Genomic DNA, 25964 nt, shown 5'->3' with positions numbered 1-25964 from the left:
GGACAACCGCAAGGGGGGCTCATGAGACGAAGAGCGAGCGCGAGATCGATCCTCGCCGCGAGCGCACTGCTCATCGGCGGTCTCGCCGCCGCACCGCACGCCCAGGCGAGCGGACCCGCGAAGCCATTGGCCGCCGACGACCCGGCGGCCGTGAAGGTCTACCAGGCCGACGTCACCAAGAAGCAGATACCGATCCTGATCAAGGCGGGCCAGGACGCCCACGAGCTGGCCGGACAGGCGCCCGAGCGCGGCACCGGCCGCGTCGAGCTGTATCTGACCGAGGGCCAGGCCAAGGCGGTCGAGCGCCAGGGCATCGAGCTGCGCGAGCACAAGGTCTCCGCGGCAGCCCGGAAGAGGGTCGAGGCCGCCGGGGACGGCGTCTACCGCCCGTACAGCGGAAAGGGCGGCCTCAAGGAGGAGATCGTCAGGACCGGGCAGGCGCACCCCGGCCTCACCAAGGTCGTCTCCATCGGCAAGACCGTCCAGGGCAAGGACATCCTCGCCCTGAAGCTCTCCAAGAACGCCAAGAAGACCAAGGACGGCTCCAAGCCCGCCACGCTCTACCTGTCCAACCAGCACGCGCGCGAGTGGATCACCCCCGAGATGACCCGCCGCCTGATGCACCACTACCTGGACAACTACGGCAAGGACAAGCGCGTCACCAAGCTCGTCAACTCCACCGAGCTGTGGTTCGTGCTCTCCGCCAACCCCGACGGCTACGACTTCAGCCACGCCGCCGACGGCGAGCGCCAGTGGCGCAAGAACCTCCGCGACATCGACGGTGACGGCACGATCGCCCCCGGTGACGGCGTAGACCTCAACCGCAACTTCGCCTACAAGTGGGGCTACGACAACGAGGGTTCGTCCCCCCACCCCTCATCGGAGACCTACCGCGGCACAGGACCGATGTCCGAGCCCGAGACCAAGGCGCTCGACCGCTTCCAGAAGCGCATCGGCTTCGAGTACGGCATCAACTACCACTCGGCGGCCGAACTGATCCTCTACGGAGTGGGCTGGCAGGTCGCCACCCCCACCCCGGACGACGTGCTCTACAAGGCACTCGCCGGCACCCCGGAGAAGCCCGCGATCCCCGGTTACCACCCGCAGGTCGCCTCCGAGCTGTACACCACCAACGGCGAGGCCGACGGCCACGCGGGCAACATCAACGGCATCTCGATGTTCACCCCCGAGATGTCCACCTGCCAGACCGCGTCGAACGTCGACCCCGGCGACGCCTGGAAGCCCGAGGACTGCGCCTCCATCTTCACCTTCCCCGACGACGAGAAGCTGATCCAGCAGGAGTTCGCGAAGAACGTCCCCTTCGCGCTCGCCGTCGCCGAGACCGCACTCCACCCGGACAAGCCGGTCTCCCTCACCGGCATCGAGGCCCCGGACTTCACCCCCGACTCCTTCTCCACGTCGTACGCGCGCGGGGGCGACCAGGAAGTCGCCGTCACCGCCCGCAAGTCGGTGCGCGCCAAGGAGCTGAAGTACCGGATCAACGGCGGCCGTACGCACCACGAGAAGCTCAAGGCGTGGAAGGGCGGCGAGACGTACGGCGGTGAGGACAACCTCCACTTCGACCAGTACCGCGCCGAGGTCGAGGACGCCCGCGCCGGTGACAAGGTCGAGGTGTGGTTCACCGGCCGCACCAAGAAGGGCCGCACCCAGAGCGAGCACTTCACGTACACCGTCGCCGAACGCCCCCGGGCGAACACCCTCGTCGTCGCCGAGGAAGGCGCACCGGCCACCCAGACCCGGAAGTACGTCGACGCCCTGAAGGCCAACGGCCGCTCCGCCGCCGTCTGGGACGTCGCCAAGCAGGGCACACCGCACCCGCTCGGCGTCCTGTCGCACTTCTCCGTGGTCGTGCACCACACGGGTGACCCCGTGCCCGGCGCCCCCACCCAACTCGCCCTGCGCGCCTACCTCAACGAAGGCGGCAAGCTCATCGAATCCGGCGAGCGCACCGGCGGGGACGTCGACCTGGGCGATGCCCTCACCGACGACTTCGCGCAGTACTACCTGGGCGCCTACGAACGCCTGCCCGCGCCCGACGTCAAGAGCTTCAAGGGCAGCGGCGCACTCGGCGGAATGAACACCCCGCTCGCCGCCGCCGACGCCAACCCGCTCGACAAGGCGGGCCGCTTCACCGTCACCTCCGACAACCTGCCCGTCCAGCGGTTCCCGCAGTTCAAGAGCGCCGCCGCGGGCTCCTACCCCGGCCTCACCAACCCGTACGCGCCCCATGAGGGCCAGGGCATGGCCTCGGCCACCCACGCCGACCGCGACTACAAGCGCCTCACCCGCACCCTCGACCTGACCGGCGTATCGGCCGCCGACAAGCCCGAGCTGCGGCTCGCCCTCAACTGGAGCCTGGAGCCCGGCTACGACCACGGGCTGCTCGAAGCCCACACCCCGGGCGCCGACGACTGGACGACCCTGCCCGACCTCAACGGCAACTCCCGGGCCACCGTGCCCGCCGAGTGCGCCGCCGGGTTCCTCCTCAACGGTCACCCCTTCCTGCGCCACTACCTGACGCTCGGGGCGGGCGGCTGCACGGCGACCGGCACCAGCGGCTCCTGGAACAGCTTCACGGGCTCCTCCGGCGGCTGGAAGCCGGTCGCCTTCGACCTGAGCGCGTACGCGGGCAAGAAGGTCGAGGTCTCCCTCAGCTCCGTCACCGACCCCTCCAGCGGCGGGCGCGGCCTCTTCGCCGACAGCGCCCTACTGGTCGTCGGCGGCGATGTCAAGGAGACCGAGGGATTCGAGACCTCGCTGGGCTCCTGGAAGGCCGCGCCGGCCCCGGCCGGAAGCCCCAATATCACAGGCGACTGGAGCAGCACCGGGGAGCTGTACAAGCCCTACGCGGCGGTTACAGCGCGTGACAGCGTGCTCCTCGGCTTCGGCTTCGAGCATGTCCCCGGAAGCGCCGCAAGGGCCGCTCTTATGGGCGCCTCCCTGGCACATTTGCGCAGCTGACACTGGGTAATCGGGACCAAGGTCCCGGTGGCCCGTACCCCTACTGCGGGGTACGGGCCTTTGTGTCGCCTCCGGCCCCTCTCAATGTCACCCCGGGGCCTTTGGAGAGGTAGGGTCGGAGGCGGTCGGGGACATCCCATACAACTCGCCGGCGTCTAAAACCGGCGTACCAACGAGGAGATCGGTTTCGTGACGATCCGCGTAGGCATCAACGGCTTTGGCCGCATCGGTCGCAACTACTTCCGCGCACTGCTGGAGCAGGGCGCGGACATCGAGATCGTGGCTGTCAACGACCTGGGTGACACCGCGACCACCGCACACCTTCTGAAGTACGACACCATCCTGGGCCGCCTCAAGGCCGAGGTGTCGCACACCGAGGACACCATCACCGTCGACGGCCGCACCATCAAGGTGCTGTCCGAGCGCAACCCCGCGGACATCCCGTGGGGCGACCTCGGCGTCGACATCGTGATCGAGTCCACGGGCATCTTCACGAAGAAGGCCGACGCCGAGAAGCACATCGCCGGTGGCGCCAAGAAGGTCCTCATCTCGGCTCCGGCCAAGGACGAGGACATCACCATCGTGATGGGCGTCAACCAGGACAAGTACGACGCGGCCAACCACCACGTCATCTCCAACGCCTCCTGCACCACCAACTGCGTGGCGCCGATGGCCAAGGTGCTCGACGAGAACTTCGGCATCGTCAAGGGCCTGATGACGACGGTCCACGCGTACACCAACGACCAGCGCATCCTGGACTTCCCGCACAGCGACCTGCGCCGCGCCCGCGCCGCCGCGGAGAACATCATCCCGACGACCACCGGCGCCGCCAAGGCCACCGCCCTGGTCCTGCCGCAGCTCAAGGGCAAGCTCGACGGCATCGCGATGCGCGTCCCGGTCCCGACGGGCTCGGCCACCGACCTGGTCGTCGAGGTCTCCCGCGAGGTCACCAAGGACGAGGTCAACGCCGCGTTCAAGAAGGCCGCCGACGACGGCGACCTGAAGGGCTTCCTCTTCTACACCGAAGACCCGATCGTGTCCTCGGACATCGTCGGCGACGCGGCCTCCTGCACCTTCGACTCGTCCATGACGATGGTCCAGGACGGCAAGTCGGTGAAGATCCTCGGCTGGTACGACAACGAGTGGGGTTACTCCAACCGTCTGGTCGACCTCACGGTCTTCGTCGGCGGTCAGCTCTAATATCCAGAGCAGGCATCTCGATGTGAGCACAGGGCCTGTCCCGCGCACCGCCGCGCCGGACGGGCCCTGTTGCACGTCACGTCACAGCCCTCCCAAGGAGTCCAGTAGTGAAGACGATCGACGCACTTCTCGCCGAAGGGGTCAACGGCAAGCGGGTGTTCGTCCGCGCCGACCTCAACGTGCCGCTCGCCGACGGCACCATCACCGACGACGGCCGCATCCGGGCCGTCCTGCCGACGGTCAAGGCCCTCGCCGACGCGGGCGCCAAGGTCGTCGTGGCCTCGCACCTGGGCCGCCCCAAGGGTGCCCCGGACCCGGACTTCTCGCTGCTGCCCGCCGCCGAGCGGCTCGGTGAACTCCTCGGCGCGCCCGTCGCGTTCGCCCAGGACACCGTCGGTCCCGCGGCGCACGAGGTGGTGGACGGCCTGGAACCCGGCCAGGTCGCCGTCATCGAGAACCTCCGCTTCAACGCGGGCGAGACCAGCAAGGACGACGCCGAGCGCGGCGAGTTCGCCGACAAGCTCGCCGCCCTCGCGGACGTCTACGTGGGCGACGGCTTCGGCGCCGTGCACCGCAAGCACGCCTCGGTCTTCGACCTGCCGGCCAAGCTGCCGCACTACGCCGGGTACCTCATCGCCACCGAGGTCGGCGTCCTGAAGAAGCTCACCGACGACGTGAAGCGGCCGTACGCGGTGGTCCTCGGCGGCGCCAAGGTCTCCGACAAGCTCGGTGTGATCGACCACCTCCTGGAGAAGGCCGACCGCATCCTCATCGGCGGCGGCATGGCCTACACCTTCCTCAAGGCGCAGGGCCACGAGGTCGGCATCTCCCTCCTCCAGGAGGACCAGATCCCGGCGGTGCGGGAGTACATGGAGCGCGCCAAGGAGAAGGGCGTCGAATTCGTCCTCCCCGTCGACGTGCTGGTCTCCCCGGACTTCCCGGACCTGAAGACCAAGGCCCCGGCCAACCCGACCACGGTCGCGGCGGACGCCATCCCCGCCGACCAGGAGGGTCTCGACATCGGTCCCGAGACCCGTAAGCTCTACGCCTCGAAGCTCGCCGACGCGGCCACCATCTTCTGGAACGGCCCGCTGGGCGTCTTCGAGCACCCCGACTACGCCGAGGGCACCAAGGCGGTCGCCCAGGCGCTTCTCGACTCCCCGGCCTTCACGGTCGTCGGCGGTGGCGACAGCGCCGCGGCCGTGCGGACCCTGGGCTTCGACGAGAACGCATTCGGCCACATTTCCACCGGTGGCGGCGCCTCCCTCGAATACCTCGAGGGCAAGACGCTCCCCGGCCTCGCGGCACTGGAGAACTGACACCTGATGACTACGCGCACCCCGCTGATGGCGGGCAACTGGAAGATGAACCTCAACCACCTTGAGGCCATCGCCCACGTCCAGAAGCTGGCCTTCGCCCTGGCCGACAAGGACTACGAGGCCTGCGAGGTCGCGGTCCTGCCGCCCTTCACCGACCTGCGCTCCGTGCAGACCCTGGTCGACGGCGACAAGCTCAAGATCAAGTACGGCGCCCAGGACATCTCGGCGCAGGACTCCGGCGCCTACACCGGCGAGATCTCGGGCCCGATGCTGGCCAAGCTGAAGTGCTCCTACGTCGCCGTGGGCCACTCCGAGCGCCGCCAGTACCACAACGAGACCGACCAGATCTGCAACGCCAAGGTGAAGGCCGCCTACAAGCACGGCCTGACCCCGATCCTCTGCGTCGGCGAGGGCCTGGAGATCCGCAAGGCGGGCCAGCAGGTCCAGTACACGCTCAACCAGGTCGACGGCGGCCTCAAGGACATCCCGGCCGAGCAGGCCGAGTCCATCGTGATCGCCTACGAGCCCGTCTGGGCGATCGGCACCGGCGAGGTCGCCACGCCCGAGGACGCGCAGGAGGTCTGCGGCGCGATCCGCGGCCGCCTCGCCGAGCTGTACTCCCAGGAGCTGGCCGACAAGGTGCGCATCCAGTACGGCGGCTCGGTGAAGTCCGGGAACGTCGCCGCGATCATGGCCCAGCCGGACGTCGACGGCGCCCTCGTGGGCGGCGCCGCGCTCGACGCGGAGGAGTTCGTCAAGATCGTCCGCTTCCGCGACCAGTGAGTATGCGCTAGCGGCAATACGTCGTACCCTTGCGGGGGCCGGGCGGTCTCGGACACCGAGGCTCCGGCCCCCGTCGTCGATACAGAGTCGATTCAGATCCGAGGAAGTTGGTCCAGCCGTGGTTATGGGGTTCTCGATCGCCCTGATCGTCTTCAGCGCTCTGATGATGCTGCTGGTGCTGATGCACAAGGGCAAGGGCGGCGGCCTCTCCGACATGTTCGGTGGCGGCATGCAGTCGTCGGTCGGCGGCTCCTCCGTCGCCGAGCGCAACCTCGACCGCATCACGGTCGTGGTCGGTCTGCTGTGGTTCGCGTGCATTGTCGCGCTGGGCCTGTTGATGAAGGCGAACAACTAGCGTCAGGCACTGGTCGCTTGTCCGGTGCGAGTCCGCCTGCGCGGCTTATCATGGGGCTTGCGTCCGGGGGAGGGGTGTAACTCCCGACACTGGACGCGCGTTGGGCCTTACGTAAACTGAGGCGCCCGCAGCAGCACCATCACGCAGGGAGTTACGACCGTGGCAAGTGGCAACGCGATCCGAGGAAGTCGGGTCGGGGCGGGGCCGATGGGCGAGGCCGAGCGCGGTGAGTCCGCGCCGCGACTGCGCATCTCCTTCTGGTGCTCCAACGGGCACGAGACGCAGCCGAGCTTCGCCAGCGACGCGCAGGTCCCCGATACGTGGGACTGTCCCCGCTGCGGCTTCCCGGCCGGTCAGGACCGGGAGAACCCGCCGGACCCGCCCCGCACCGAGCCGTACAAAACGCATCTGGCGTACGTGCGTGAGCGGCGCAGCGACGCGGACGGCGAGGCGATTCTCGCGGAGGCGCTCGCCAAACTGCGGGGCGAGATCTAGGAATTGGAAAACGGCCGGGCACCGAGAAGGTGTCCGGCCGGTTTCTTGTTCCGGTACGCGTACGGACAGACGGCTCCAGATATCTCATACCGCCCTCTGATCGATTAGGTTGGGCTGCACCATTTAGCGGGGGCAGCGGGGCAAGGTACGTACGCGGGTACGAGAGAAGGCTGAAGTCCGAGATGAACGCAGAAAGCCGCGCCAGGCTCAATCAGACGCCCGAGTGGACGGCGCTCGCCGCCCACCGCGAGCAGCTCGGGGAGGTGCGGCTGCGTGACCTGTTCGCCGCGGACCCGGCGCGCGGCACGGCGTACACCCTCCACGTCGGTGACCTGCACATCGACTACTCCAAGCACCTCGTCACCGAGGAGACGCTGAGGCTGCTGCGCGAGCTTGCCGCCGCCACCGACGTCTTCGGGCTGCGGGACGCCATGTTCCGCGGCGAGAAGATCAACACCACCGAGGACCGCGCCGTCCTGCACACCGCGCTGCGCGCCCCGCGCGACGCCGTGATCATGGTCGACGGTCAGAACGTGGTGCCGGCGGTGCACGCCGTACTCGACAGGATGAGCGCCTTCTCCGAGAAGATCCGCTCCGGCGAGTGGACCGGCCACACCGGCAAGCGCATCAAGAACATCGTCAACGTCGGCATCGGCGGCTCCGACCTCGGCCCCGCCATGGCCTACGAGGCGCTGCGCTCCTTCACCGACCGCGACCTCACCGTCCGCTTCGTGTCGAACGTGGACGGCGCCGACCTGCACGAGGCCCTGCGGGACCTGGACGCCGCCGAGACGCTCTTCGTCATCGCCTCGAAGACGTTCACGACGATCGAGACGATCACCAACGCCACCTCCGCGCGCGACTGGCTGCTCACCGAGCTGAAAGCCGGTCAGGACGCCGTCGCCCAGCACTTCGTGGCCCTGTCGACCAACGCCGAGAAGGTGTCGGAGTTCGGCATCGACACGGCGAACATGTTCGAGTTCTGGGACTGGGTCGGCGGCCGCTACTCCTTCGACTCCGCCATCGGCCTCTCCCTGATGATCGCCATCGGCCCCGACCGCTTCCGCGAGATGCTGGACGGCTTCCACCTCGTCGACAAGCACTTCCGCGCCGCGCCGCCCGAGTCCAACGTCCCGCTCCTGCTGGGCCTGTTGGGCGTCTGGTACGGCAACTTCCACGACGCGCAGTCGCACGCGGTCCTGCCGTACTCGCACTACCTCTCCAAGTTCACCGCCTACCTCCAGCAGCTCGACATGGAGTCCAACGGCAAGTACGTCGACCGGGACGGCCAGGAGGTCGACTGGCAGACCGGCCCGGTGGTGTGGGGCACGCCCGGCACCAACGGCCAGCACGCCTACTACCAACTCATCCACCAGGGCACGAAGTTGATCCCGGCGGACTTCATCGGCTTCGCCGAACCGGTCGCCGATCTGGCCCCCGGCCTCGTCGCCCAGCACGACCTGCTGATGGCCAACTTCTTCGCGCAGACCCAGGCGTTGGCGTTCGGCAAGACGCCCGACGAGGTGCGCGCCGAGGGCGTGCCGGAGGAGCTGGTCCCGCACAAGACGTTCAAGGGCAACCACCCGACGACCACGATCCTCGCCAAGGAGCTGACCCCCTCGGTCCTCGGCCAGCTCATCGCGCTCTACGAACACAAGGTGTTCGTCCAGGGCGCCCTCTGGAACATCGACTCCTTCGACCAGTGGGGCGTCGAGCTGGGCAAGGTCCTCGCCAAGCGCGTCGAGCCCGCCCTCACCGAGGGCGCCGAGGTGCCCGACCTGGACGGTTCGACCACGGCGCTGGTCGCCAAGTACCGCGACCTGCGCGGCCGTTGAGCGACACGCCACGTTAATCGGATGCGGGCGCCCCACCCGGCGGGCGACACTGCTTCGGCTCTGTCACCCCCGGGAGGGACCCCGTCATGGACCAGCTGCTCGCCGCGCTCGCCGACCCCGAGAGACTGCGGCTGTACGCGCGCATCGTCCTCGACGACCTGCCGCCGCGCGAAGCCGACTCGCCCGCGGCCCGCAAGCACCTCGGACGGCTCCTTGCCGCCGGGCTCGTGGAGCGGCTGCCCGGCGGGTCGCTCCGCGCCGACCCGGCCGTCTTCCGGCGGGCACCCGGTCTCGCGGACGCCCACCCCACCGTGCCGCGCCGCCTCACCGGCTTTTTCGCGCACGGCCGCCTCACCGCCATCCCCGTGCGCCCCGTCGTACGCCACGAACTCCTCGTCCACCTCACGGACACCCTCTTCGACGCCGACCGCGCCTACAGCGAGCGCGAGGTCAACGAGGCGTTCCGCACCGTGCACGACGACACAGCGGCGCTGCGGCGGTACTGCGTCATCGACGGCCTCCTGGAGCGCGACTCGGACGGCAGCAGTTACCGGCGCGCCGCCGTCCACGCGTGAGGGCCCCGCACCGGTCGGTGCGGGGCCCTTGTCGCGCGTACGGCTACGCCACGGCCGGCCGGTACAGCTGCGCCGGGAGCTGTGAGGCCGCCGCCGCGTCGAGCAGCCACAGCGTGCGCGAGCGGCCGTAGGCGCCGGCCGCGGGGGCCTGCACCTCGCCCGCGCCGGACAGGGCGATGGCCGCGGCCCCCGCCTTGTCCTCGCCCGCCGCGAGCAGCCACACCTCGCGCGCCGCCCGGATCGCCGGGAGCGTGAGCGTGACGCGGGTCGGCGGGGGCTTCGGCGCGCCGTGCACGCCGACCACCGTGCGCTCCGTCTCGCGCACCGCGGGCAGCTCCGGGAAGAGCGAGGCGACGTGCGTGTCCGGGCCGACGCCGAGCATCAGGACGTCGAAGGTCGGCACCGGGCCGTGGTCCTCCGGGCCCGCCGCGGCGGCGAGTTCGGCGGCGTAGGCCTCGGCCGCGGCGTCCACCTCGTAGGGACCGTCCGAGGGAGGCATCGGGTGCACCCGGGCCGGGTTGAGCGGCACCGCGTCGAGCAGCGCCTCCCTGGCCTGGGTGTAGTTGCGCTCCGGGTCGCCGTCCGGCAGGAAGCGCTCGTCGCCCCACCACAGGTCGAGGCGCGACCAGTCGATCGCGTCCTTCGCGGGGGACGAACTGAGCGCCGCCAGCAGGCCGTTGCCGTTGCGGCCGCCGGTGAGGACCACCGAGGCGTAACCGCGGGCGGCCTGCGCGTCGACGACCTTCGTGATCAGCCGGGCCGCCGCGGCCTGCGCCATCAGCTCCTTGTCGCGGTGCACGACGAGCTGCGGTGCCGCGCTCACTTGGCGGCCGCCTTCTTCGCTGGGGCCTTCTTCGCCGCGGCCTTCTTCGCCGGGGCCTTCGCGGGCTCCGGCACCTTCTTCGCCTCGGCAGCCTTCTTGGCCTCGGGGGCTTCCTTCGGCTCGGGAGCTTCCGCGGCGTCCTCGGTGGCCGCGCCTCCGGCACCCTCCCCGGCGCCCTGCATCGGCTCCGACGAGGGCTCGCCGAGCCGCTCCACGCCGTACCGCAGCGCGGACGCGTAGGTGTCGTCCGGGTCGAGGCGGCGCAGCTCCTCCGCGATCAGCTCGGCCGTCTCGCGGCGCTTGAGGGCCACCGCGCGGTCGGGCTGCCCCTGGATGGAGAGCGTGGCAAGCGAGCCGTCGGGGCGGTCGAGCACGATGGGACCGCAGTCGGTCTCCATGCGTACGCCGGTCAGGCCGGGGCCCGCCGACAGCGACCGCTTCACCGGGACGTCGAGCCGGTCCGCCAGCCACATGCCGAGCAGCTCGCAGCTCGGGTTGAACTCCTCGCCCTCGACCTGCACCGAGGTGACCTTGCACGTGACCTGGTCCAGGGCAGCGGCGAGCATGGAGCGCCACGGGGTGATGCGGGTCCAGGACAGGTCCGTGTCACCGGGGTGGTAGGCCTCGGCGCGGGCGGCCAGCTCGTGGATCGGCTGCTCGGCCGCGTAGGTGTCCGTGACGCGGCGCTGGGCCAGCGCGCCCAGCGGGTCGTTGGACGGGTCGAGCGGGGCGTTCACCGGCCACCAGACGACCACGGGGGCGTCCGGCAGCAGCAGCGGCAGGACGACCGACTGGGCGTGGTTGATGACCTCGCCGTAGAGCCGCAGGACCACCGTCTCGCCGGTGCCCGCCTCGACGCCCACCCGCACCTCGGCGTCCAGGCGCGAGGTGGTGCGGTCGCGGGGCGAGCGGGCGGCGCGCTTGATGACCACGAGGGTGCGCGAGGGGTGCTCGCGCGACGCGTCGTTGGCCGCCTTCAGTGAGTCGTAGGCGTTCTCCTCGTCGGTGACGATGACGAGGGTCAGGACCATGCCGACGGCCGGGGTGCCGATCGCGCGGCGGCCCTGCACGAGCGCCTTGTTGATCTTGCTGGACGTGGTGTCCGTAAGGTCGATCTTCATGGCCGACGCCAGCTCCGTCCGTCTCGTGCGAGCATCTCGTCCGCCTCGGTCGGGCCCCAGGTGCCCGCCGGGTACTGCGCGGGCTTGCCGTGCTTGTCCCAGTACTCCTCGATCGGGTCGAGGATGTTCCAGGACAGCTCGACCTCCTCCGTGCGCGGGAAGAGGTTGGCGTCGCCCAGCAGGACGTCGAGGATCAGACGCTCGTACGCCTCCGGGCTGGACTCGGTGAAGGACTCGCCGTACGCGAAGTCCATCGAGACGTCCCGGATCTCCATCGAGGTGCCGGGCACCTTCGAGCCGAACCGGACCGTGATGCCCTCGTCCGGCTGGACGCGGATGACGATCGCGTTCTGCCCCAGCTCTTCGGTGGCGGTGTGGTCGAAGGGGGAGTGCGGGGCGCGCTGGAAGACCACCGCGATCTCCGTCACCCGTCGGCCCAGACGCTTGCCGGTGCGCAGGTAGAAGGGGACGCCCGCCCAGCGGCGGTTGTCGACGCCCAGCTTGATGGCGGCGTAGGTGTCGGTCTTCGACTTGGGGTCGATGCCCTCTTCCTGGAGGTAGCCGACGGCCTTCTCGCCGCCCTGCCACCCCGCGGAGTACTGGCCGCGGACCGTGCTCTTGCCGAGGTCCTTCGGCAGCCTGACCGCGCCGAGCACCTTCGCCTTCTCGGCGACCAGCGCGTCCGCGTCGAAGGAGGCGGGCTCCTCCATCGCGGTCAGCGCCATCAGCTGGAGCAGGTGGTTCTGGATGACGTCACGGGCGGCGCCGATGCCGTCGTAGTAGCCGGCGCGGCCGCCGATGCCGATGTCCTCGGCCATCGTGATCTGGATGTGGTCCACATACGACCGGTTCCAGATCGGCTCGAACATCTGGTTGGCGAAGCGGAGCGCCAGGATGTTCTGGACGGTCTCCTTGCCGAGGTAGTGGTCGATCCGGAAGACCTGGTCGGGGGCGAACACCTCGTGGACGATCGCGTTCAGTTCCTGGGCGGACGCCAGGTCGTGGCCGAACGGCTTCTCGATGACCGCGCGGCGCCAGGAGCCCTTGGGAGCGTCCGCCAGCTCGTGCTTCTTGAGCTGCTGGACGACCTGCGGGAAGAACTTGGGGGGCACCGAGAGGTAGAAGGCGAAGTTGCCGCCCGTGCCCTGCGCCTTGTCCAGCTCCTGGATGGTGGCCTTGAGCTGCTCGAACGCGGCGTCGTCGTCGAAGTTGCCCTGGACGAAGCGCATCCCCTGGATGAGCTGCTGCCAGACCTCCTCGCGGAACGGCGTGCGCGAGTGCTGCTTGACTGCGTCATGGACGACCTGGGCGAAGTCCTCGTCCTCCCAGTCGCGGCGGGCGAAACCAATAAGGGAAAAGCCCGGCGGCAACAGACCTCGGTTCGCGAGGTCGTACACGGCGGGCATCAGCTTTTTACGGGACAAATCGCCCGTGACGCCAAAAATGACCAGGCCCGACGGCCCCGCGATACGCGGGAGCCGTCGGTCTGCGGCGTCACGCAGCGGATTGCTGCTTGACAAAGTGGTCAGCCCTTCGAAGGAGCGAGGCGCTTCAGTTCGGCCTCGGTCGACTTGAGCAGGTCGTTCCAGGAGGCCTCGAACTTCTCGACGCCCTCGTCTTCCAGGAGCCGCACGACCTCGTCGTACGAGATGCCGAGCTTCTCCACGGCGGCGATCTCGGCGCGCGCCTGGTCGTAGGTGCCCGCGATGGTGTCGCCGGTGATCGAACCGTGGTCGCCGGTGGCTTCCAGGGTCGCCTCGGGCATCGTGTTCACCGTGTTGGGCGCGACCAGCTCGTCGACGTACAGCGTGTCCTTGTACGCCGGGTCCTTGACGCCGGTCGAGGCCCACAGCGGACGCTGCTTGTTGGCCTGCGCCTTGTCGAGCGCGGCCCAGCGCTCCGAGGCCTGCGTCGACTTGTCGGCGGAGCCGAACACCGCCTCGTACGCCTCGTAGGCGAGACGGGCGTTGGCGAGCGCGGCCTTGCCCTTGAGGGACTTGGCCTCGTCCGTGCCGATGCCGTCCAGGCGCTTGTCGATCTCGGTGTCCACGCGGGACACGAAGAAGGACGCCACCGAGTGGATCTTGGAGAGGTCCAGGCCGCGCTCCTTGGCCTTCTCCAGGCCCGCCAGGTACGCCTCCATGACCAGGCGGTAGCGCTCCAGCGAGAAGATCAGCGTGACGTTGACGCTGATGCCGAGGCCGATGACCTCGGTGATCGCCGGGAGGCCCGCCTCGGTGGCCGGGATCTTGATGAGCGTGTTCGGGCGGTCCACCAGCCAGGCGAGCTGCTTGGCCTCGGCGACCGTGGCCTTGGTGTTGTGCGCCAGGCGCGGGTCGACCTCGATGGACACGCGGCCGTCCTGGCCGCCCGTCGCGTCGAAGACCGGGCGCAGGATGTCGGCGGCGTCACGGACGTCCGCCGTCGTGATCATGCGGATGGCCTCTTCGACCGTGACCTCACGGGCGGCGAGGTCGGAGAGCTGCTGGTCGTAACCGTCGCCCTGCGAGATGGCCTTCTGGAAGATCGACGGGTTGGTCGTGACGCCCACGACGTGCTGCTGGTCGATCAGTTCGGCGAGGTTGCCGGACGTGATCCGCTTGCGCGACAGGTCGTCCAGCCAGATCGCGACGCCTTCTTCGGAGAGGCGCTTGAGTGCGTCTGTCATGGAATACATCTCCTACTTGGTCGTATATGGGCGTCAGCGCTGGGCTGCGGCGATCGATTCCCGCGCCGCCTGGGCCACCGCGTCGGCGGTGAACCCGAACTCGCGGAAAAGCACCTTGCCGTCGGCCGAGGCGCCGAAGTGCTCCAGCGAGACGATGCGTCCGGCGTCGCCCACGAAACGGTGCCAGGTCAGGCCGATGCCCGCCTCCACCGCCACGCGCGCCTTCACGGACGGCGGCAGCACGCTGTCGCGGTACCCCTGCTCCTGCTCCTCGAACCACTCGACCGAGGGCATCGACACGACCCGCGTCGGAACGCCGGCGGCCTGGAGCTGCTCGCGCGCCTCGACGGCGAGCTGCACCTCGGAGCCGGTGCCGATGAGGATGACCTCCGGAGCGCCGCCGTCGGCCTCGAACAGGACGTAGCCGCCCTTGGCCGCGTCCTCGTTCCGCTCGTACGTCGGCACGCCCTGGCGGGTCAGCGCGAGGCCGTGCGGGGCGCCCTTGCCGAACTCCTTGGTGTAACGCTTGAGGATCTCGCGCCAGGCGATGGCGGTCTCGTTCGCGTCGGCCGGGCGGACCACGTTCAGGCCCGGGATGGCGCGCAGCGAGGCGAGGTGCTCGACCGGCTGGTGCGTCGGGCCGTCCTCGCCCAGACCGACCGAGTCGTGCGTCCACACGTACGTCACCGGCAGGTGCATCAGCGCGGAGAGGCGCACGGCGTTGCGCATGTAGTCGGAGAAGACCAGGAAGGTGCCGCCGTAGATACGGGTGTTGCCGTGCAGCGCGATGCCGTTCATCTCCGCGGCCATGGAGTGCTCGCGGATGCCGAAGTGGATCGTGCGGCCGTACGGGTCGGCCTCCGGCAGCGGGTTGTCCGCGGGGAGGAACGACGACGTCTTGTCGATCGTCGTGTTGTTCGAACCCGCGAGGTCGGCGGAGCCGCCCCACAGCTCGGGGATGACCGCGCCGAGCGCCTGCAGGACCTTGCCGGACGCGGCGCGGGTGGCGACGCCCTTGCCGGTCTCGAAGACGGGGAGCTTCTCCTCCCAGCCCTCGGGCAGCTCGCCCGCGGCGACGCGGTCGAAGGTGGCGGCGTGCTCGGCGTTGGCGGTGCGCCAGGCGGCGAAGCCCTTCTCCCACTCGGCCTTGGCCTCGCGGCCGCGGTCGAGGGCCTTGCGGGTGTGCGCGATGACCTCGTCGGAGACCTCGAAGGTCTGCTCGGGGTCGAAGCCGAGGACGCGCTTGGTGGCGGCCACTTCCTCGTCGCCGAGCGCCGAGCCGTGCGCGGCCTCGGTGTTCTGCGCGTTCGGGGCGGGCCAGGCGATGATCGAGCGCATCGCGATGAAGGACGGCTTGTCCGTCACGGCCTTGGCGGCCTGGATCGCGGCGTACAGGGCGGCGGGGTCGAGGTCGCCGTTCTCCTTCGGCTCCACGCGCTGGACGTGCCAGCCGTAGGCCTCGTACCGCTTGAGGGTGTCCTCGGAGATCGCGGTGGCGGTGTCGCCCTCGATCGAGATGTGGTTGTCGTCCCACAGCATCACGAGGTTGCCGAGCTGCTGGTGCCCGGCCATCGAGGACGCCTCCGCGGAGATGCCCTCCTCCAGGCAGCCGTCACCGGCGATGACGAAGATGTGGTGGTCGAACGGCGACTCGCCGGCCGGGGTCCGCGGGTCGAACAGGCCGCGCTCGTAGCGGGCGGCCATCGCCATGCCCACGGCGTTGGCGACACCCTGGCCCAGCGGGCCCGTCGTCGTCTCCACGCCCGTCGTGTGCCCGTACTCCGGGTGGCCCGGGGTCTTCGAGCCCCAGGTGCGGAAGGCCTTCAGATCGTCCAGCTCCAGGCCGAAACCGGCGAGGTAGAGCTGGATGTAGAGGGTCAGGGACGAGTGGCCCGCGGAGAGAACGAAGCGGTCACGCCCGGTCCAGTCCGCGTCCGCCGGATCGTGGCGCATCACCTTCTGGAAAAGGGTGTACGCGGCGGGCGCGAGGCTCATGGCCGTACCGGGATGGCCGTTGCCGACCTTCTGTACGGAATCCATGGCCAGGACGCGGGCGGTGTCAACGGCTCGCTGGTCCAGTTCGGTCCACTCGAGGTCTGTGGTGGTCGGCTTGGTGCTCACCCTGAGTCAGGGCTCCTCTCCACATGTCGAATGCCGGCGATGTGAATCCCACCGGCCGTTGTCGAGCCTACCGCTGCCGGAACGTGCATTTTTTCGAGTCATTCCAGACTGCCGGGACAAGCCGGGATCCGCCTCCGGAAAGGAATGCGCGGCGATTCGCCATGTGAATAAGGAACCGCTCATTTGTCCGCTCAAAGAACACTCCATACCGCTCACGTGACGGCCCGGCCGGTACGCGGTACCCCTCTTACGGACGCTCAACACGAGCGGACCCCCGCGAAGGGCGAGGTATGGGCAACGTCTACAGTGGCGTGGTACGCGCGAGCCTTTACCGGATCTTCATGTCCGACGGTGCTGGTCGGCTCGCTGGGATGTCTCTGTCAGGGGTGTGCGTGACGGCCGTTGAATCCCGTCCAGCGGGGGTTTCCGGGACGGACCTTAGCCCGAGCCATCGGCCGTTCGGGGCCCGTGTCAAGGCGTTCGTGGCGCTGACGAAGCCGCGAATCATCGAACTCCTCCTCATCACCACCGTTCCGGTGATGTTCCTCGCCGAGCAGGGGGTGCCCGACCTGTGGCTGGTCTTCGTGACCTGCCTGGGCGGCTACCTCTCCGCCGGCGGCGCAAACGCGCTCAACATGTACATCGACCGCGACATCGACGCGCTGATGGACCGCACGTCGCAGCGGCCGCTGGTCACCGGGATGGTGAGCCCCCGCGAGTGCCTCGTCTTCGGCATCGGCCTCGCGGTCGTCTCCACGCTGCTCTTCGGCCTCGCCGTCAACTGGCTCTCCGCGTGGCTCGCGCTCGGCGCGCTCCTCTTCTATGTGGTCGTCTACACGATGATCCTGAAGCGGCGGACCTCGCAGAACATCGTCTGGGGCGGCATCGCGGGCTGCATGCCGGTCCTCATCGGCTGGTCCTCGGTGACGAACTCCCTGTCGTGGGCGCCGGTCATCCTCTTCCTCGTCATGTTCTTCTGGACGCCGCCGCACTACTGGCCGCTCTCCATGAAGGTCAAGGAGGACTACGCGCGCGTGGGCGTGCCGATGCTGCCGGTCATCGCCTCCAACAAGGTGGTCGCCCGTCAGATCGTCCTCTACAGCTGGGTCATGGTCGCCGTCTCGCTGCTCCTCCAGCCGCTCGGCTACACCGGCTGGTTCTACACCGCGGTGGCGCTGGTGACCGGCGGCTGGTGGCTCTGGGAGGCGCACGGCCTCCAGAACCGCGCCAAGGCGGAGGCGACGGGCGGCAAGCTCAAGGAGATGCGGCTCTTCCACTGGTCGATCACGTACGTCTCGCTGCTCTTCGTCGCCGTGGCGGTGGACCCCTTCCTGCGCTAGGTCCCCCTGGCCCGACGGGCTACTCGTCGGTAGCATCCTGGGCATGGCAGAGACTCAGCAGGTGGACGACAGCAAGAAGGCCGCTCGCTCGGAGCGGAAGGTGGCTCGGCTCGCCAAGGAGATCGGCGCCTTCGCCCGCGAGCACGGCGGTGCCGAGGGGCAGATCGCCTACCTCGGCCAGAAGGGCGCCCGCATCGTGCTCGTCGGCGCGGACGGCGGCTGGGGCGACCTGGTCGCGCCCGACCACGCCGTCGCGGTCAGCGCCGTCGAGAAGGCCGGGATCACCGTCCACGAGGAGTTCGACGGGGACTTCGCCGCGAAGGTGCGGACCGGGCCCTACGAGTGGACGCGCATGGCGGGGATCCAGATCGGCGGACCGAAGAACGACGCCGGAGGCAACACCTGACACCCGGGTCACCCGTTAGGACCGTAGGAGCAAGGTCCATTCAGCGGGAGCCCGCATGATCGAAACGCCGTCCCTGGTGGACCAGTACTGCCATGGCGTCCTCCGCACGGAGCTGGGCCTCGGCACCTTCGAGGCCCACCTCGGCCGGGGCGAGGGACCGCCCGCCCCCGGCACCACCTTCTTCGACACCCAGACCGGCTTCGCGGTGCGCCGCTGGTGCCCGCCCCTGCTCGGCGTCGAGCCGCACTGCCCGCCGGCCCGCTATCTGGCCCGCCGCCGCGAGCTGGGCGTCCTGGAGTCCGGGCGGCGGCTGCTGCGGGGCAGCGGCATCACCACGTACCTCGTCGACACGGGGCTGCCGGGGGACCTGACGGGACCGGACGAGATGGCGTCCACCGGCGACGCCGACGCCCGCGAGATCGTCCGCCTCGAACTCCTCGCCGAACAGGTCGCGGACACCTCGGGCACCGCCGACTCCTTCCTCGCCAACCTCGCCGAGTCCGTGCACGCCGCCGCCGCGGGAGCCGTCGCCTTCACCTCGGTCGCGGGGGTGCGCCATCCGCTCGCCCTCGCGGCGCAGCCGCCGGGCCCCGGTGAGGTGCGCGGCGCGGTGGGGCGCTGGCTCGCCGGGCGGCAGGTGGGCGGGGCGCTCACCGACCCCGTGCTGCTGCGGCACCTGCTGTGGATCGCGGTGGCCTCGGGCCGGCCGCTGCAACTGCACGCGGGGGCGGGGGACCCGCAGACGTACTTCGGGGACTTCGCGCGGGCCACCGCGGGCCTCGGCACCGACCTGGTGCTGCTGCACGGCTACCCCTACCACCGCAGCGCCGCCCACCTCGCGGCCGTCTTCCCGCATGTGTACGCCGACCTCGGCCCCGCCCTCGTACGGACCGGGGCGCGCGCGGCGGCCGTACTCGCCGAGATCCTGGAACTCGCGCCCTTCGGCAAGCTGCTCTTCTCCAGCGGCGCGCACGGGCTGCCCGAACTGCACGTCGTGGGGGCACATCTGTTCAGGGAGGCCCTCGGGCGGGTGCTCGGCACCTGGGTCGCGGAGGGGGCCTGGTCGCTCACCGACGCGCAGCGCGTGGCGGGTCTGATCGCGGCGGGCAACGCCCGCCGCGTCTACGGACTGTCAGACGGCCGAGAGCTGTGAGTCGTCCGCCTGCGCGGGCAGCTCGGTCGTGGCGTGCGGCCGCTCCCGCAGCGACAGCAGGACGCGCAGCACGGCGATCCACACCAGGCACGAGCCGAACATGTGCAGCCCGACCAGGATCTCCGGCAGGTCCGTGAAGTACTGGACGTAGCCGATGGCGCCCTGGGTGAGCAGGATCAGGAACAGGTCGCGGGTGCGGGCCAGCGGGCCGCGCGGCGCGTCGACCGCCTTGAGGACGAACCAGAGCGCGAAGGTCAGCGTCACCACGATCCAGGCGAGGACCGCGTGCAGCTTGGTGACGCCCTCCCAGTCCAGGCCGACCGGGGCGAGGTTCATCCGCGGGACGTCACTGGAGTCGCCCGCGTGCGGGCCCGCGCCGGTCACGACCGTGCCGACCGCGATCAGCAGCGCCGAGGCCGCCACCAGGAACCAGACGAGCTGCGCCACGGCCTTGCCGACCAGCGGGCGCGGCTCACCGTCGCCCTCGCGGGAGCGGTGCCACATGACGGCGGCGACCGCGATCAGGGCGGAGGAGAGCAGGAAGTGCGCGGCGACCGTGTACGGGTTCAGGCCGACGAGCACGACGATGCCACCGAGCACGGCGTTGCCCATGACCAGCCAGAACTGGGTCCAGCCGAGCAGGGTCAGGCTGCGCCGCATCGGCTTCTGGGAGCGGGCCGCGATGATCGCCCAGCCGACGGCCGCGCACAGCACGTACGTGAGCATGCGGTTGCCGAACTCGACGACGCCGTGGAAGCCCATCTCGCTGGTCGCGGTGAGGGAGTCCTCCGTGCACTTGGGCCAGGTCGGACAGCCGAGGCCCGAGCCGGTCAGCCGGACGGCGCCGCCCGTCACCACGATGACGACGGTCATGGCCAGGGAGAGGAAGGCCGCCCGCTGGACGGTCCGCTGAGTGGGCGTCCAGCGCTCGGCGATGAAGGCGAGCGGGTTCCGCGCGGCTTGAGCGAGGTCGGCTCGGGTCACGTTTGGCACGCGCACCATCGTAGGGGGCCGCTTGTGCACGGCTTCACGAGGGGGACGTATCCGGCGTTCCCGCCGCGCGGCGCGCCGCTCCCGGCGGAAGGAGCGCGCGGCGCCGCTACTCCCAGCGGAAGAACCTCGCCGCCGCGCCGAGCCCGAGGACCGCCCACACGGCGAGGATCCCGAGGTCCGCCCACGGCATGCCCGCCCCGTGATGGAGCACGTCGCGCAGCCCGTCCGAGAGCGCCGAGATGGGCAGCAGACCGAGCACCGTCTGCACCGCATCAGGGAACTTGTCCAGCGGCACGATCACCCCGCCGCCCATGAGCAGCAGCAGGAAGACGAGGTTCGCGGCGGCCAGTGTCGCCTCGGCCTTCAGGGTGCCCGCCATCAGCAGGCCGAGCCCGGAGAAGGCCGCCGTGCCGAGCACCAGGAGCAGGAGCACGGAGACGGGGTTGCCGTGCGGGGACCAGCCGAGGGCGAAGGCGATGACCGTGAGCAGCACGATCTGGAGGACCTCGGTGACCAGCACCGAGAGGGTCTTGGCGGCCATCAGGCCCCAGCGGGGGAGCGGCGAGGCGCCGAGCCGCTTCAGCACGCCGTAGCGGCGCTCGAAGCCGGTCGCGATGGCCTGGCCGGTGAAGGCGGTGGACATCACGGCGAGCGCGAGGATGCCGGGCGCGAGGAAGTCGACGGCCTCGCCGTCACCCGTGTCCACGATGTCGACCGCGCTGAACAGCACGAGCAGCAGGGTCGGGATCACCACCGTGAGGAGCAGCTGCTCGCCGTTGCGCAGCAGCATCCTGGTCTCCAGCGCGGCCTGCGCGGCGATCATGCGGGGGAGCGGGGCGGCGCCCGGCTTCGGCGTGTACGTACCGGCGGCGCTCATCCGCGCAGCTCCTTACCCGTGAGCTCCAGGAAGACGTCTTCCAGAGTGTGGCGTTCGACCGAGATCTTCTCCGGCATCACCCCGTGCTGGGCGCACCAGGAGGTGACGGTGGCGAGCAGCTGCGGGTCGACCGTGCCGCTGACGCGGTAGGCGCCCGGGGTGAGTTCGGCCGCCGCCGAGTCCGGGGGCAGCGCCTTGAGGAGCGAGCCGACGTCGAGCCCGGGGCGGCCGGTGAAGCGCAGGGTGTTCTCGGCGCCGCCGCGGCACAGCGCGTCGGGGGAGCCCTGGGCGATCACCTTGCCCGCGTCGATGATCGCGACGTCGTCGGCGAGCTGCTCGGCCTCGTCCATGTGGTGCGTGGTGAGGATGGCGTGGACGCCGTCGCGGCGCAGATCGCGTACGAGATCCCAGGTGGCCCGGCGCGCCTGCGGGTCCAGGCCCGCCGTCGGCTCGTCAAGGAAGACCAGTTCGGGCCTGCCGACCACGGCCATCGCGAGCGCGAGGCGCTGCTGCTGGCCGCCGGAGAGCCGCCGGTAGGTGGTGCGGCCGCAGCTGCCGAGGCCCAAGCGCTCGATGAGGGCGTCCACGTCCAGCGGGTCCGCGTGCAGCTTGGCGACATGGCGCAGCATCTCGTCCGCGCGGGCGCCGGAGTAGACGCCGCCGGACTGGAGCATCACGCCGACGCGGGGCCGCAGCGCGTCGGCTTGGCGCAGCGGATCGAGGCCGAGGACGCGGACGGTGCCGGAGTCCGGTTTCCGGTAGCCCTCGCAGGTCTCGATCGTGGTGGTCTTGCCGGCGCCGTTGGGGCCGAGGACGGCGGTGATGCCCGCCCCGGCGACCAGGTCGAGACCGTCGACCGCGGTCTTGGTTCCGTACCGCTTGACCAGACTCTCGATCTGGACGACGGGCTCGTTTCGCATGGTGAGCCAGTCTAGGGACGGATCGCGGGAGCCGGGCGGGCGGGGCCGCGGCGGGTGGCTCCGCGAGGGGACAAAGCGCCGGTCGGAGGGGGTCCGGCGGCCTTCCGGAGACCGTTCGGCAGCGCTTCCCAGCTGCGCGGATTTGATCGATCAAAGATCGTTTCCGCAGGTCAGCTTAGGTATGCCTAAGTGATGCAGCGCACCACGCGGTGATCACGGCGCGGGTTGTCAGGCTCTGAGGAATTACGCAACAATGGCGTTGTGAAAAACGTTGGCGAGGCTCCGCAGGAGGAACTCGCGACCGGTGAGCGGTCTACGCGCAACCGGGTCGCGCGCTCCATCCTGGACCACGGCCCCTCCACCGTCGCCGACCTCGCGAAGCGCCTCGGCCTCACCCAGGCGGCCGTCCGCAGGCACCTCGACGCCCTCGCCCATGAGAACGTCGTCGAGCCCCGCGAGCAGCGCGTCTACGGCGCGCGGACCCGCGGCCGTCCGGCCAAGGTCTTCGCCCTGACCGACTGCGGTCGCGACGCCTTCGACCAGTCCTACGACAAGCTCGCCGCCGAGGCCCTGCGCTGGATCACCGAACAGCACGGCGAGGACGCGGTCGTCGCATTCGCGCGCGCGCGGATCACCGCACAGGCCGAGTCGTACAAGGCGGCGATCGAAGCCGCACCACCCGAACAGCGCACCGAGGCTCTTGCCAAGGCCCTGACGACCGACGGGTACGCTGCCACGGCGCGCAGCGCACCGGTCGGCGAGCAGCTCTGCCAGCACCACTGCCCGGTCGCCCACGTCGCCGAGCAGTTCCCGCAGCTGTGCGAGGCGGAGACGGAGATGTTCTCCACGCTGCTCGGCACGCACGTGCAGCGCCTCGCCACCATCGCCCACGGAGACGGCGTCTGTACGACGTTCATCCCACGCAGTGGCAGCGGCGGCGGCAGCACACAGACCACCACATCAGCATCAGCAAGTACGGCCGGGAGGAACCCCGCATGACGCTCCCCACGGAGACTGCCCACCCCGAACTCGAGGGTCTGGGCACGTATGAATACGGCTGGGCCGACTCCGACGTCGCCGGTGCCTCCGCCAGGCGCGGCATCAGCGAGGACGTCGTCCGGGACATCTCGGCCAAGAAGTCCGAGCCGGAGTGGATGACCAAGCTCCGCCTCAAGGGCCTGCGCCTGTTCGACAAGAAGCCCATGCCGAACTGGGGCTCGGACCTCTCGGGCATCGACTTCGACAACATCAAGTACTTCGTGCGCTCCACGGAGAAGCAGGCGGAGTCCTGGGAGGACCTGCCCGAGGACATCAAGAACACGTACGACAAGCTCGGCATCCCCGAGGCGGAGAAGCAGCGCCTCGTCTCCGGTGTCGCGGCCCAGTACGAGTCCGAGGTCGTCTACCACCAGATCCGCGAGGACCTGGAGGAGCAGGGCGTCATCTTCCTGGACACCGACACGGCGCTCAAGGAGCACCCGGAGCTGTTCAAGGAGTACTTCGGCACGGTCATCCCCGTCGGCGACAACAAGTTCGCGTCGCTGAACACCGCCGTGTGGTCCGGTGGCTCGTTCATCTACGTGCCCAAGGGTGTGCACGTCGACATCCCGCTCCAGGCCTACTTCCGCATCAACACGGAGAACATGGGCCAGTTCGAGCGGACGCTGATCATCGTCGACGAGGACGCCTACGTCCACTACGTCGAGGGCTGCACCGCGCCGATCTACAAGTCGGACTCGCTGCACTCCGCCGTCGTCGAGATCATCGTGAAGAAGGGCGGCCGCTGCCGCTACACGACGATCCAGAACTGGTCGAACAACGTCTACAACCTGGTCACCAAGCGCGCCGTGGCGTACGAGGGCGCGACCATGGAGTGGATCGACGGCAACATCGGCTCCAAGGTCACGATGAAGTACCCCGCCGTCTACCTCATGGGCGAGCACGCCAAGGGCGAGACGCTCTCCATCGCCTTCGCGGGCGAGGGCCAGCACCAGGACGCCGGTTCCAAGATGGTCCACATGGCGCCGAACACCTCCTCGAACATCGTCTCCAAGTCGGTGGCGCGTGGCGGCGGTCGTACGTCGTACCGCGGCCTCGTCGAGATCGGTGAGGGCGCCGCCGGATCGAAGTCGAACGTGCTCTGCGACGCGCTGCTCGTCGACACGATCTCCCGCTCGGACACCTACCCCTACGTCGACGTCCGCGAGGACGACGTCTCCATGGGCCACGAGGCGACCGTCTCCAAGGTCTCCGACGACCAGCTCTTCTACCTGATGAGCCGCGGCCTGACCGAGTTCGAGGCCATGGCGATGATCGTGCGCGGCTTCGTCGAGCCGATCGCCAAGGAGCTGCCGATGGAGTACGCCCTGGAGCTGAACCGGCTGATCGAGCTGCAGATGGAGGGTTCGGTCGGCTGAGTCCGGCAACCGTTCCCGCAGCGAGCAGACTTCTTACGCAGAGCGCAGAGAGAGAGCACGACGACAGCCATGGCTGAGGCCCAGAACATCCCGGTCGGGTCGACGACCGCCGGATCCATCGCGGTGGCCGCCGAGTCCACCGTCGCCACCCGCATGAGCGCGCCCCCGTCCTTCGACGTGGCGGACTTCCCCGTCCCCCACGGCCGCGAGGAGGAGTGGCGGTTCACGCCGCTGGAGCGCCTTCGCGGGCTGCACGACGGCACGGCGGTGGCGGACGGCGGTATCCGCGTCGAGGTGAGCGCCCCCGAGGGTGTCACCCAGGAGACCGTCGGCCGGGACGACGCGCGCGTCGGCAAGGCGGGCAAGCCCGTCGACCGCGTCGCCGCGCAGGCGTACTCGTCCTTCGAGAAGGCCTCGGTCGTCACCGTCCCCAAGGAGACGGTCCTGACCGAGCCCATCCGCATCGGTGTGCACGGCGAGGGCGGCACCGCCTTCGCGCACCAGGTGATCGAGGTGGGCGCGTTCGCCGAGGCCCTGGTCGTCATCGACCACACCGGTGACGCCGTGCTCGCCGCCAACGTCGACTTCGTCGTCGGCGACGGTGCCAAGCTCACCGTCGTCTCCGTCCAGGACTGGGACGACAAGGCGGTGCACGTCGCCCAGCACAACGCGCTGATCGGCCGCGACGCCTCCTTCAAGTCCGTCGTCGTCACCTTCGGCGGCGACCTGGTCCGCCTGCACCCGCGTGTCACCTACGCGGGCACCGGCGGCGAGGCCGAGCTGTTCGGCCTCTACGTCACCGACGCGGGCCAGCACCAGGAGCACCGCCTCCTGGTCGACCACAACACCCCGCACTGCAAGTCGAACGTCGTCTACAAGGGCGCGCTCCAGGGCGACAACGCCCACGCGGTGTGGATCGGCGACGTCCTCATCGAGGCCGCCGCCGAGGGCACGGACACGTACGAGATGAACCGCAACCTCGTGCTGACCGACGGCGCCCGCGTGGACTCGGTCCCGAACCTGGAGATCGAGACCGGCGAGATCGTCGGCGCGGGCCACGCCTCGGCGACCGGCCGCTTCGACGACGAGCAGCTCTTCTACCTCCAGTCGCGCGGCATCTCCGAGGAGGACGCGCGGCGCCTGGTCGTCCGCGGCTTCTTCGCCGAGCTGGTCCAGCAGATCGGTCTGCCGGACGTCGAGGAGCGCCTCCTCGCGAAGATCGAAGAGGAGCTGGAGGCGACGGTCGCATGACCTTCGTACGCGTCTGTGGACTGGGCGAGCTGGAGGAGGACACCCCCAAGCGGGTGGAACTCGACGGCACGCCGGTCTCCGTCGTGCACACCGAGGGCGAGGTGTACGCGATCCACGACATCTGCTCGCACGCGAACGTCTCCCTCTCCGAGGGCGAGGTGGAGGACTGCCAGATCGAGTGCTGGCTGCACGGCTCCGCGTTCGACCTCCGTACCGGTAAGCCGTCCGGCCTTCCCGCGACGCGCCCCGTCCCCGTATACCCCGTAAAGATCGAAGGGGGCGATGTGCTCGTTGACGTACACGCCTCCCTTTCCCAGGAGTCCTGAGGCA

23 protein-coding genes are annotated in these 25964 nt (G+C 69.7%); 15 read left to right on the top strand and 8 right to left on the bottom strand.

Annotation, left to right across the window (positions count from 1 at the left end; translation table 11 throughout):
• Nucleotides 1-21 precede the first annotated feature (21 nt).
• The 8 genes from DMA15_RS08365 (at nucleotide 22) to DMA15_RS37380 (ending at nucleotide 9544) form a co-directional block, all read left to right on the top strand.
• Nucleotides 22-2982, top strand: coding sequence for a M14 family metallopeptidase (locus DMA15_RS08365; RefSeq protein WP_125512079.1), 2961 nt, complete (start codon nucleotides 22-24; stop codon nucleotides 2980-2982).
• A 189-nt stretch (nucleotides 2983-3171) separates the two neighbouring features.
• Entirely contained in the window at nucleotides 3172-4182 is a 1011-nt protein-coding gene (gene gap / locus DMA15_RS08360; protein ID WP_125512077.1) for a type I glyceraldehyde-3-phosphate dehydrogenase, read from the top strand.
• Nucleotides 4183-4289: 107 nt separating this feature from the next.
• Nucleotides 4290-5501 carry a phosphoglycerate kinase gene (locus tag DMA15_RS08355; protein WP_125512075.1) on the top strand — a complete coding sequence of 404 codons (1212 nt, stop codon included), beginning with the start codon at nucleotides 4290-4292 and terminating at the stop codon, nucleotides 5499-5501.
• A 6-nt stretch (nucleotides 5502-5507) separates the two neighbouring features.
• Entirely contained in the window at nucleotides 5508-6284 is a 777-nt protein-coding gene (gene tpiA, locus DMA15_RS08350) for a triose-phosphate isomerase (RefSeq protein ID WP_125512073.1), read from the top strand.
• A 124-nt stretch (nucleotides 6285-6408) separates the two neighbouring features.
• On the top strand, nucleotides 6409-6639 hold the full coding sequence (gene secG / locus DMA15_RS08345) for a preprotein translocase subunit SecG (protein WP_030784160.1): 231 nt from the start codon (nucleotides 6409-6411) through the stop codon (nucleotides 6637-6639).
• Nucleotides 6640-6798: 159 nt separating this feature from the next.
• Nucleotides 6799-7134: an RNA polymerase-binding protein RbpA gene (locus DMA15_RS08340; RefSeq protein WP_078649359.1), complete on the top strand. Its 336-nt coding sequence runs from the start codon at nucleotides 6799-6801 to the stop codon at nucleotides 7132-7134.
• 182 nt (nucleotides 7135-7316) lie between these two features.
• On the top strand, nucleotides 7317-8969 hold the full coding sequence (gene pgi / locus DMA15_RS08335) for a glucose-6-phosphate isomerase (protein WP_125512071.1): 1653 nt from the start codon (nucleotides 7317-7319) through the stop codon (nucleotides 8967-8969).
• Between the two features lie 311 nt (nucleotides 8970-9280).
• A complete protein-coding gene (locus DMA15_RS37380) occupies nucleotides 9281-9544 on the top strand; it encodes a DUF2087 domain-containing protein (RefSeq protein WP_240660175.1) in 264 nt (87 codons plus the stop codon).
• Between the two features lie 43 nt (nucleotides 9545-9587).
• On the opposite strand, the gene pgl is transcribed toward DMA15_RS37380, so the two are convergent.
• Genes pgl through tkt form a run of 5 tightly spaced genes read right to left on the bottom strand, consistent with a single transcriptional unit; the run spans nucleotide 9588 to nucleotide 16277 of the window.
• Nucleotides 9588-10367: a 6-phosphogluconolactonase gene (gene pgl / locus DMA15_RS08325; RefSeq protein ID WP_125512066.1), complete on the bottom strand. Its 780-nt coding sequence runs from the start codon at nucleotides 10365-10367 to the stop codon at nucleotides 9588-9590.
• Nucleotides 10364-11488, bottom strand: coding sequence for a glucose-6-phosphate dehydrogenase assembly protein OpcA (opcA, locus tag DMA15_RS08320; protein ID WP_125512064.1), 1125 nt, complete (start codon nucleotides 11486-11488; stop codon nucleotides 10364-10366). The genes pgl and opcA overlap by 4 nt, the downstream gene beginning before the upstream one ends.
• The gene (zwf, locus tag DMA15_RS08315; protein ID WP_164551926.1) at nucleotides 11485-13017 is read right to left on the bottom strand and encodes a glucose-6-phosphate dehydrogenase; all 1533 of its coding nucleotides are present in this window, start codon (nucleotides 13015-13017) and stop codon (nucleotides 11485-11487) included. The genes opcA and zwf overlap by 4 nt, the downstream gene beginning before the upstream one ends.
• Nucleotides 13014-14156, bottom strand: coding sequence for a transaldolase (gene tal, locus DMA15_RS08310; protein WP_125512060.1), 1143 nt, complete (start codon nucleotides 14154-14156; stop codon nucleotides 13014-13016). Before tal ends, zwf begins: the two co-directional genes overlap by 4 nt.
• 33 nt (nucleotides 14157-14189) lie before the next feature.
• A complete protein-coding gene (gene tkt, locus DMA15_RS08305) occupies nucleotides 14190-16277 on the bottom strand; it encodes a transketolase (RefSeq protein ID WP_125512058.1) in 2088 nt (695 codons plus the stop codon).
• A gap of 386 nt (nucleotides 16278-16663) precedes the next feature.
• Here tkt and DMA15_RS08300 point away from each other — a divergent pair, with 386 nt between their 5' ends.
• The 3 genes from DMA15_RS08300 to DMA15_RS08290 are packed head-to-tail and all read left to right on the top strand — an operon-like array spanning nucleotide 16664 to nucleotide 19176.
• Nucleotides 16664-17617 carry a heme o synthase gene (locus DMA15_RS08300; protein WP_125517434.1) on the top strand — a complete coding sequence of 318 codons (954 nt, stop codon included), beginning with the start codon at nucleotides 16664-16666 and terminating at the stop codon, nucleotides 17615-17617.
• Nucleotides 17618-17660: 43 nt separating this feature from the next.
• Entirely contained in the window at nucleotides 17661-18023 is a 363-nt protein-coding gene (locus tag DMA15_RS08295; protein WP_125512055.1) for a hypothetical protein, read from the top strand.
• Nucleotides 18024-18078: 55 nt separating this feature from the next.
• A complete protein-coding gene (locus tag DMA15_RS08290; RefSeq protein WP_125512053.1) occupies nucleotides 18079-19176 on the top strand; it encodes an amidohydrolase family protein in 1098 nt (365 codons plus the stop codon).
• Here the strand turns inward: DMA15_RS08290 and DMA15_RS08285 are convergent.
• From DMA15_RS08285 to DMA15_RS08275, 3 genes are all read right to left on the bottom strand, one after another.
• Nucleotides 19156-20178: a COX15/CtaA family protein gene (locus tag DMA15_RS08285; RefSeq protein ID WP_125512051.1), complete on the bottom strand. Its 1023-nt coding sequence runs from the start codon at nucleotides 20176-20178 to the stop codon at nucleotides 19156-19158. The genes DMA15_RS08290 and DMA15_RS08285 overlap by 21 nt on opposite strands.
• A gap of 97 nt (nucleotides 20179-20275) precedes the next feature.
• Nucleotides 20276-21046: an ABC transporter permease gene (locus DMA15_RS08280; RefSeq protein ID WP_125512049.1), complete on the bottom strand. Its 771-nt coding sequence runs from the start codon at nucleotides 21044-21046 to the stop codon at nucleotides 20276-20278.
• Nucleotides 21043-21966, bottom strand: coding sequence for an ABC transporter ATP-binding protein (locus DMA15_RS08275; RefSeq protein ID WP_125512047.1), 924 nt, complete (start codon nucleotides 21964-21966; stop codon nucleotides 21043-21045). The genes DMA15_RS08280 and DMA15_RS08275 overlap by 4 nt, the downstream gene beginning before the upstream one ends.
• Nucleotides 21967-22227: 261 nt before the next feature.
• Between DMA15_RS08275 and DMA15_RS37950 the strand changes: the two genes are divergently transcribed.
• The 4 genes from DMA15_RS37950 (at nucleotide 22228) to DMA15_RS08255 (ending at nucleotide 25960) form a co-directional block, all read left to right on the top strand.
• Nucleotides 22228-22965: a metalloregulator ArsR/SmtB family transcription factor gene (locus tag DMA15_RS37950; protein WP_125512045.1), complete on the top strand. Its 738-nt coding sequence runs from the start codon at nucleotides 22228-22230 to the stop codon at nucleotides 22963-22965.
• Nucleotides 22962-24383, top strand: coding sequence for a Fe-S cluster assembly protein SufB (sufB, locus tag DMA15_RS08265; RefSeq protein WP_125512043.1), 1422 nt, complete (start codon nucleotides 22962-22964; stop codon nucleotides 24381-24383). The genes DMA15_RS37950 and sufB overlap by 4 nt, the downstream gene beginning before the upstream one ends.
• 69 nt (nucleotides 24384-24452) lie before the next feature.
• Entirely contained in the window at nucleotides 24453-25634 is a 1182-nt protein-coding gene (gene sufD, locus DMA15_RS08260; protein WP_125512041.1) for a Fe-S cluster assembly protein SufD, read from the top strand.
• A complete protein-coding gene (locus DMA15_RS08255) occupies nucleotides 25631-25960 on the top strand; it encodes a bifunctional 3-phenylpropionate/cinnamic acid dioxygenase ferredoxin subunit (RefSeq protein WP_125512039.1) in 330 nt (109 codons plus the stop codon). The genes sufD and DMA15_RS08255 overlap by 4 nt, the downstream gene beginning before the upstream one ends.
• The last annotated feature ends 4 nt before the right edge of the window (nucleotides 25961-25964 follow it).

It is taken from the genome of Streptomyces sp. WAC 01529 (genome assembly GCF_003945545.1).
Classification (GTDB): Bacteria; Actinomycetota; Actinomycetes; order Streptomycetales; family Streptomycetaceae; genus Streptomyces; species Streptomyces anatolicus.
The sequence above is the reverse complement of the archived record's forward strand: the minus strand, read 5'-3'. Positions and strand labels throughout refer to the sequence as shown.

Excerpts from the sequence above, each read along its gene's own strand:
- DMA15_RS08365 (WP_125512079.1), top strand. The coding sequence starts at position 22 with ATGAGACGAAGAGCGAGCGCGAGATCGATCCTCGCCGCGAGCGCACTG.
- tpiA (WP_125512073.1), top strand. The coding sequence starts at position 5,508 with ATGACTACGCGCACCCCGCTGATGGCGGGCAACTGGAAGATGAACCTC.
- secG (WP_030784160.1), top strand. The coding sequence starts at position 6,409 with ATGGGGTTCTCGATCGCCCTGATCGTCTTCAGCGCTCTGATGATGCTG.
- pgi (WP_125512071.1), top strand. The coding sequence starts at position 7,317 with ATGAACGCAGAAAGCCGCGCCAGGCTCAATCAGACGCCCGAGTGGACG.
- opcA (WP_125512064.1), bottom strand. The coding sequence starts at position 11,488 with ATGAAGATCGACCTTACGGACACCACGTCCAGCAAGATCAACAAGGCG.
- tal (WP_125512060.1), bottom strand. The coding sequence starts at position 14,156 with ATGACAGACGCACTCAAGCGCCTCTCCGAAGAAGGCGTCGCGATCTGG.
- DMA15_RS08295 (WP_125512055.1), top strand. The coding sequence starts at position 17,661 with ATGGCAGAGACTCAGCAGGTGGACGACAGCAAGAAGGCCGCTCGCTCG.
- DMA15_RS08290 (WP_125512053.1), top strand. The coding sequence starts at position 18,079 with ATGATCGAAACGCCGTCCCTGGTGGACCAGTACTGCCATGGCGTCCTC.
- DMA15_RS08285 (WP_125512051.1), bottom strand. The coding sequence starts at position 20,178 with ATGGTGCGCGTGCCAAACGTGACCCGAGCCGACCTCGCTCAAGCCGCG.
- DMA15_RS08280 (WP_125512049.1), bottom strand. The coding sequence starts at position 21,046 with ATGAGCGCCGCCGGTACGTACACGCCGAAGCCGGGCGCCGCCCCGCTC.
- DMA15_RS08275 (WP_125512047.1), bottom strand. The coding sequence starts at position 21,966 with ATGCGAAACGAGCCCGTCGTCCAGATCGAGAGTCTGGTCAAGCGGTAC.
- sufB (WP_125512043.1), top strand. The coding sequence starts at position 22,962 with ATGACGCTCCCCACGGAGACTGCCCACCCCGAACTCGAGGGTCTGGGC.
- sufD (WP_125512041.1), top strand. The coding sequence starts at position 24,453 with ATGGCTGAGGCCCAGAACATCCCGGTCGGGTCGACGACCGCCGGATCC.
- DMA15_RS08255 (WP_125512039.1), top strand. The coding sequence starts at position 25,631 with ATGACCTTCGTACGCGTCTGTGGACTGGGCGAGCTGGAGGAGGACACC.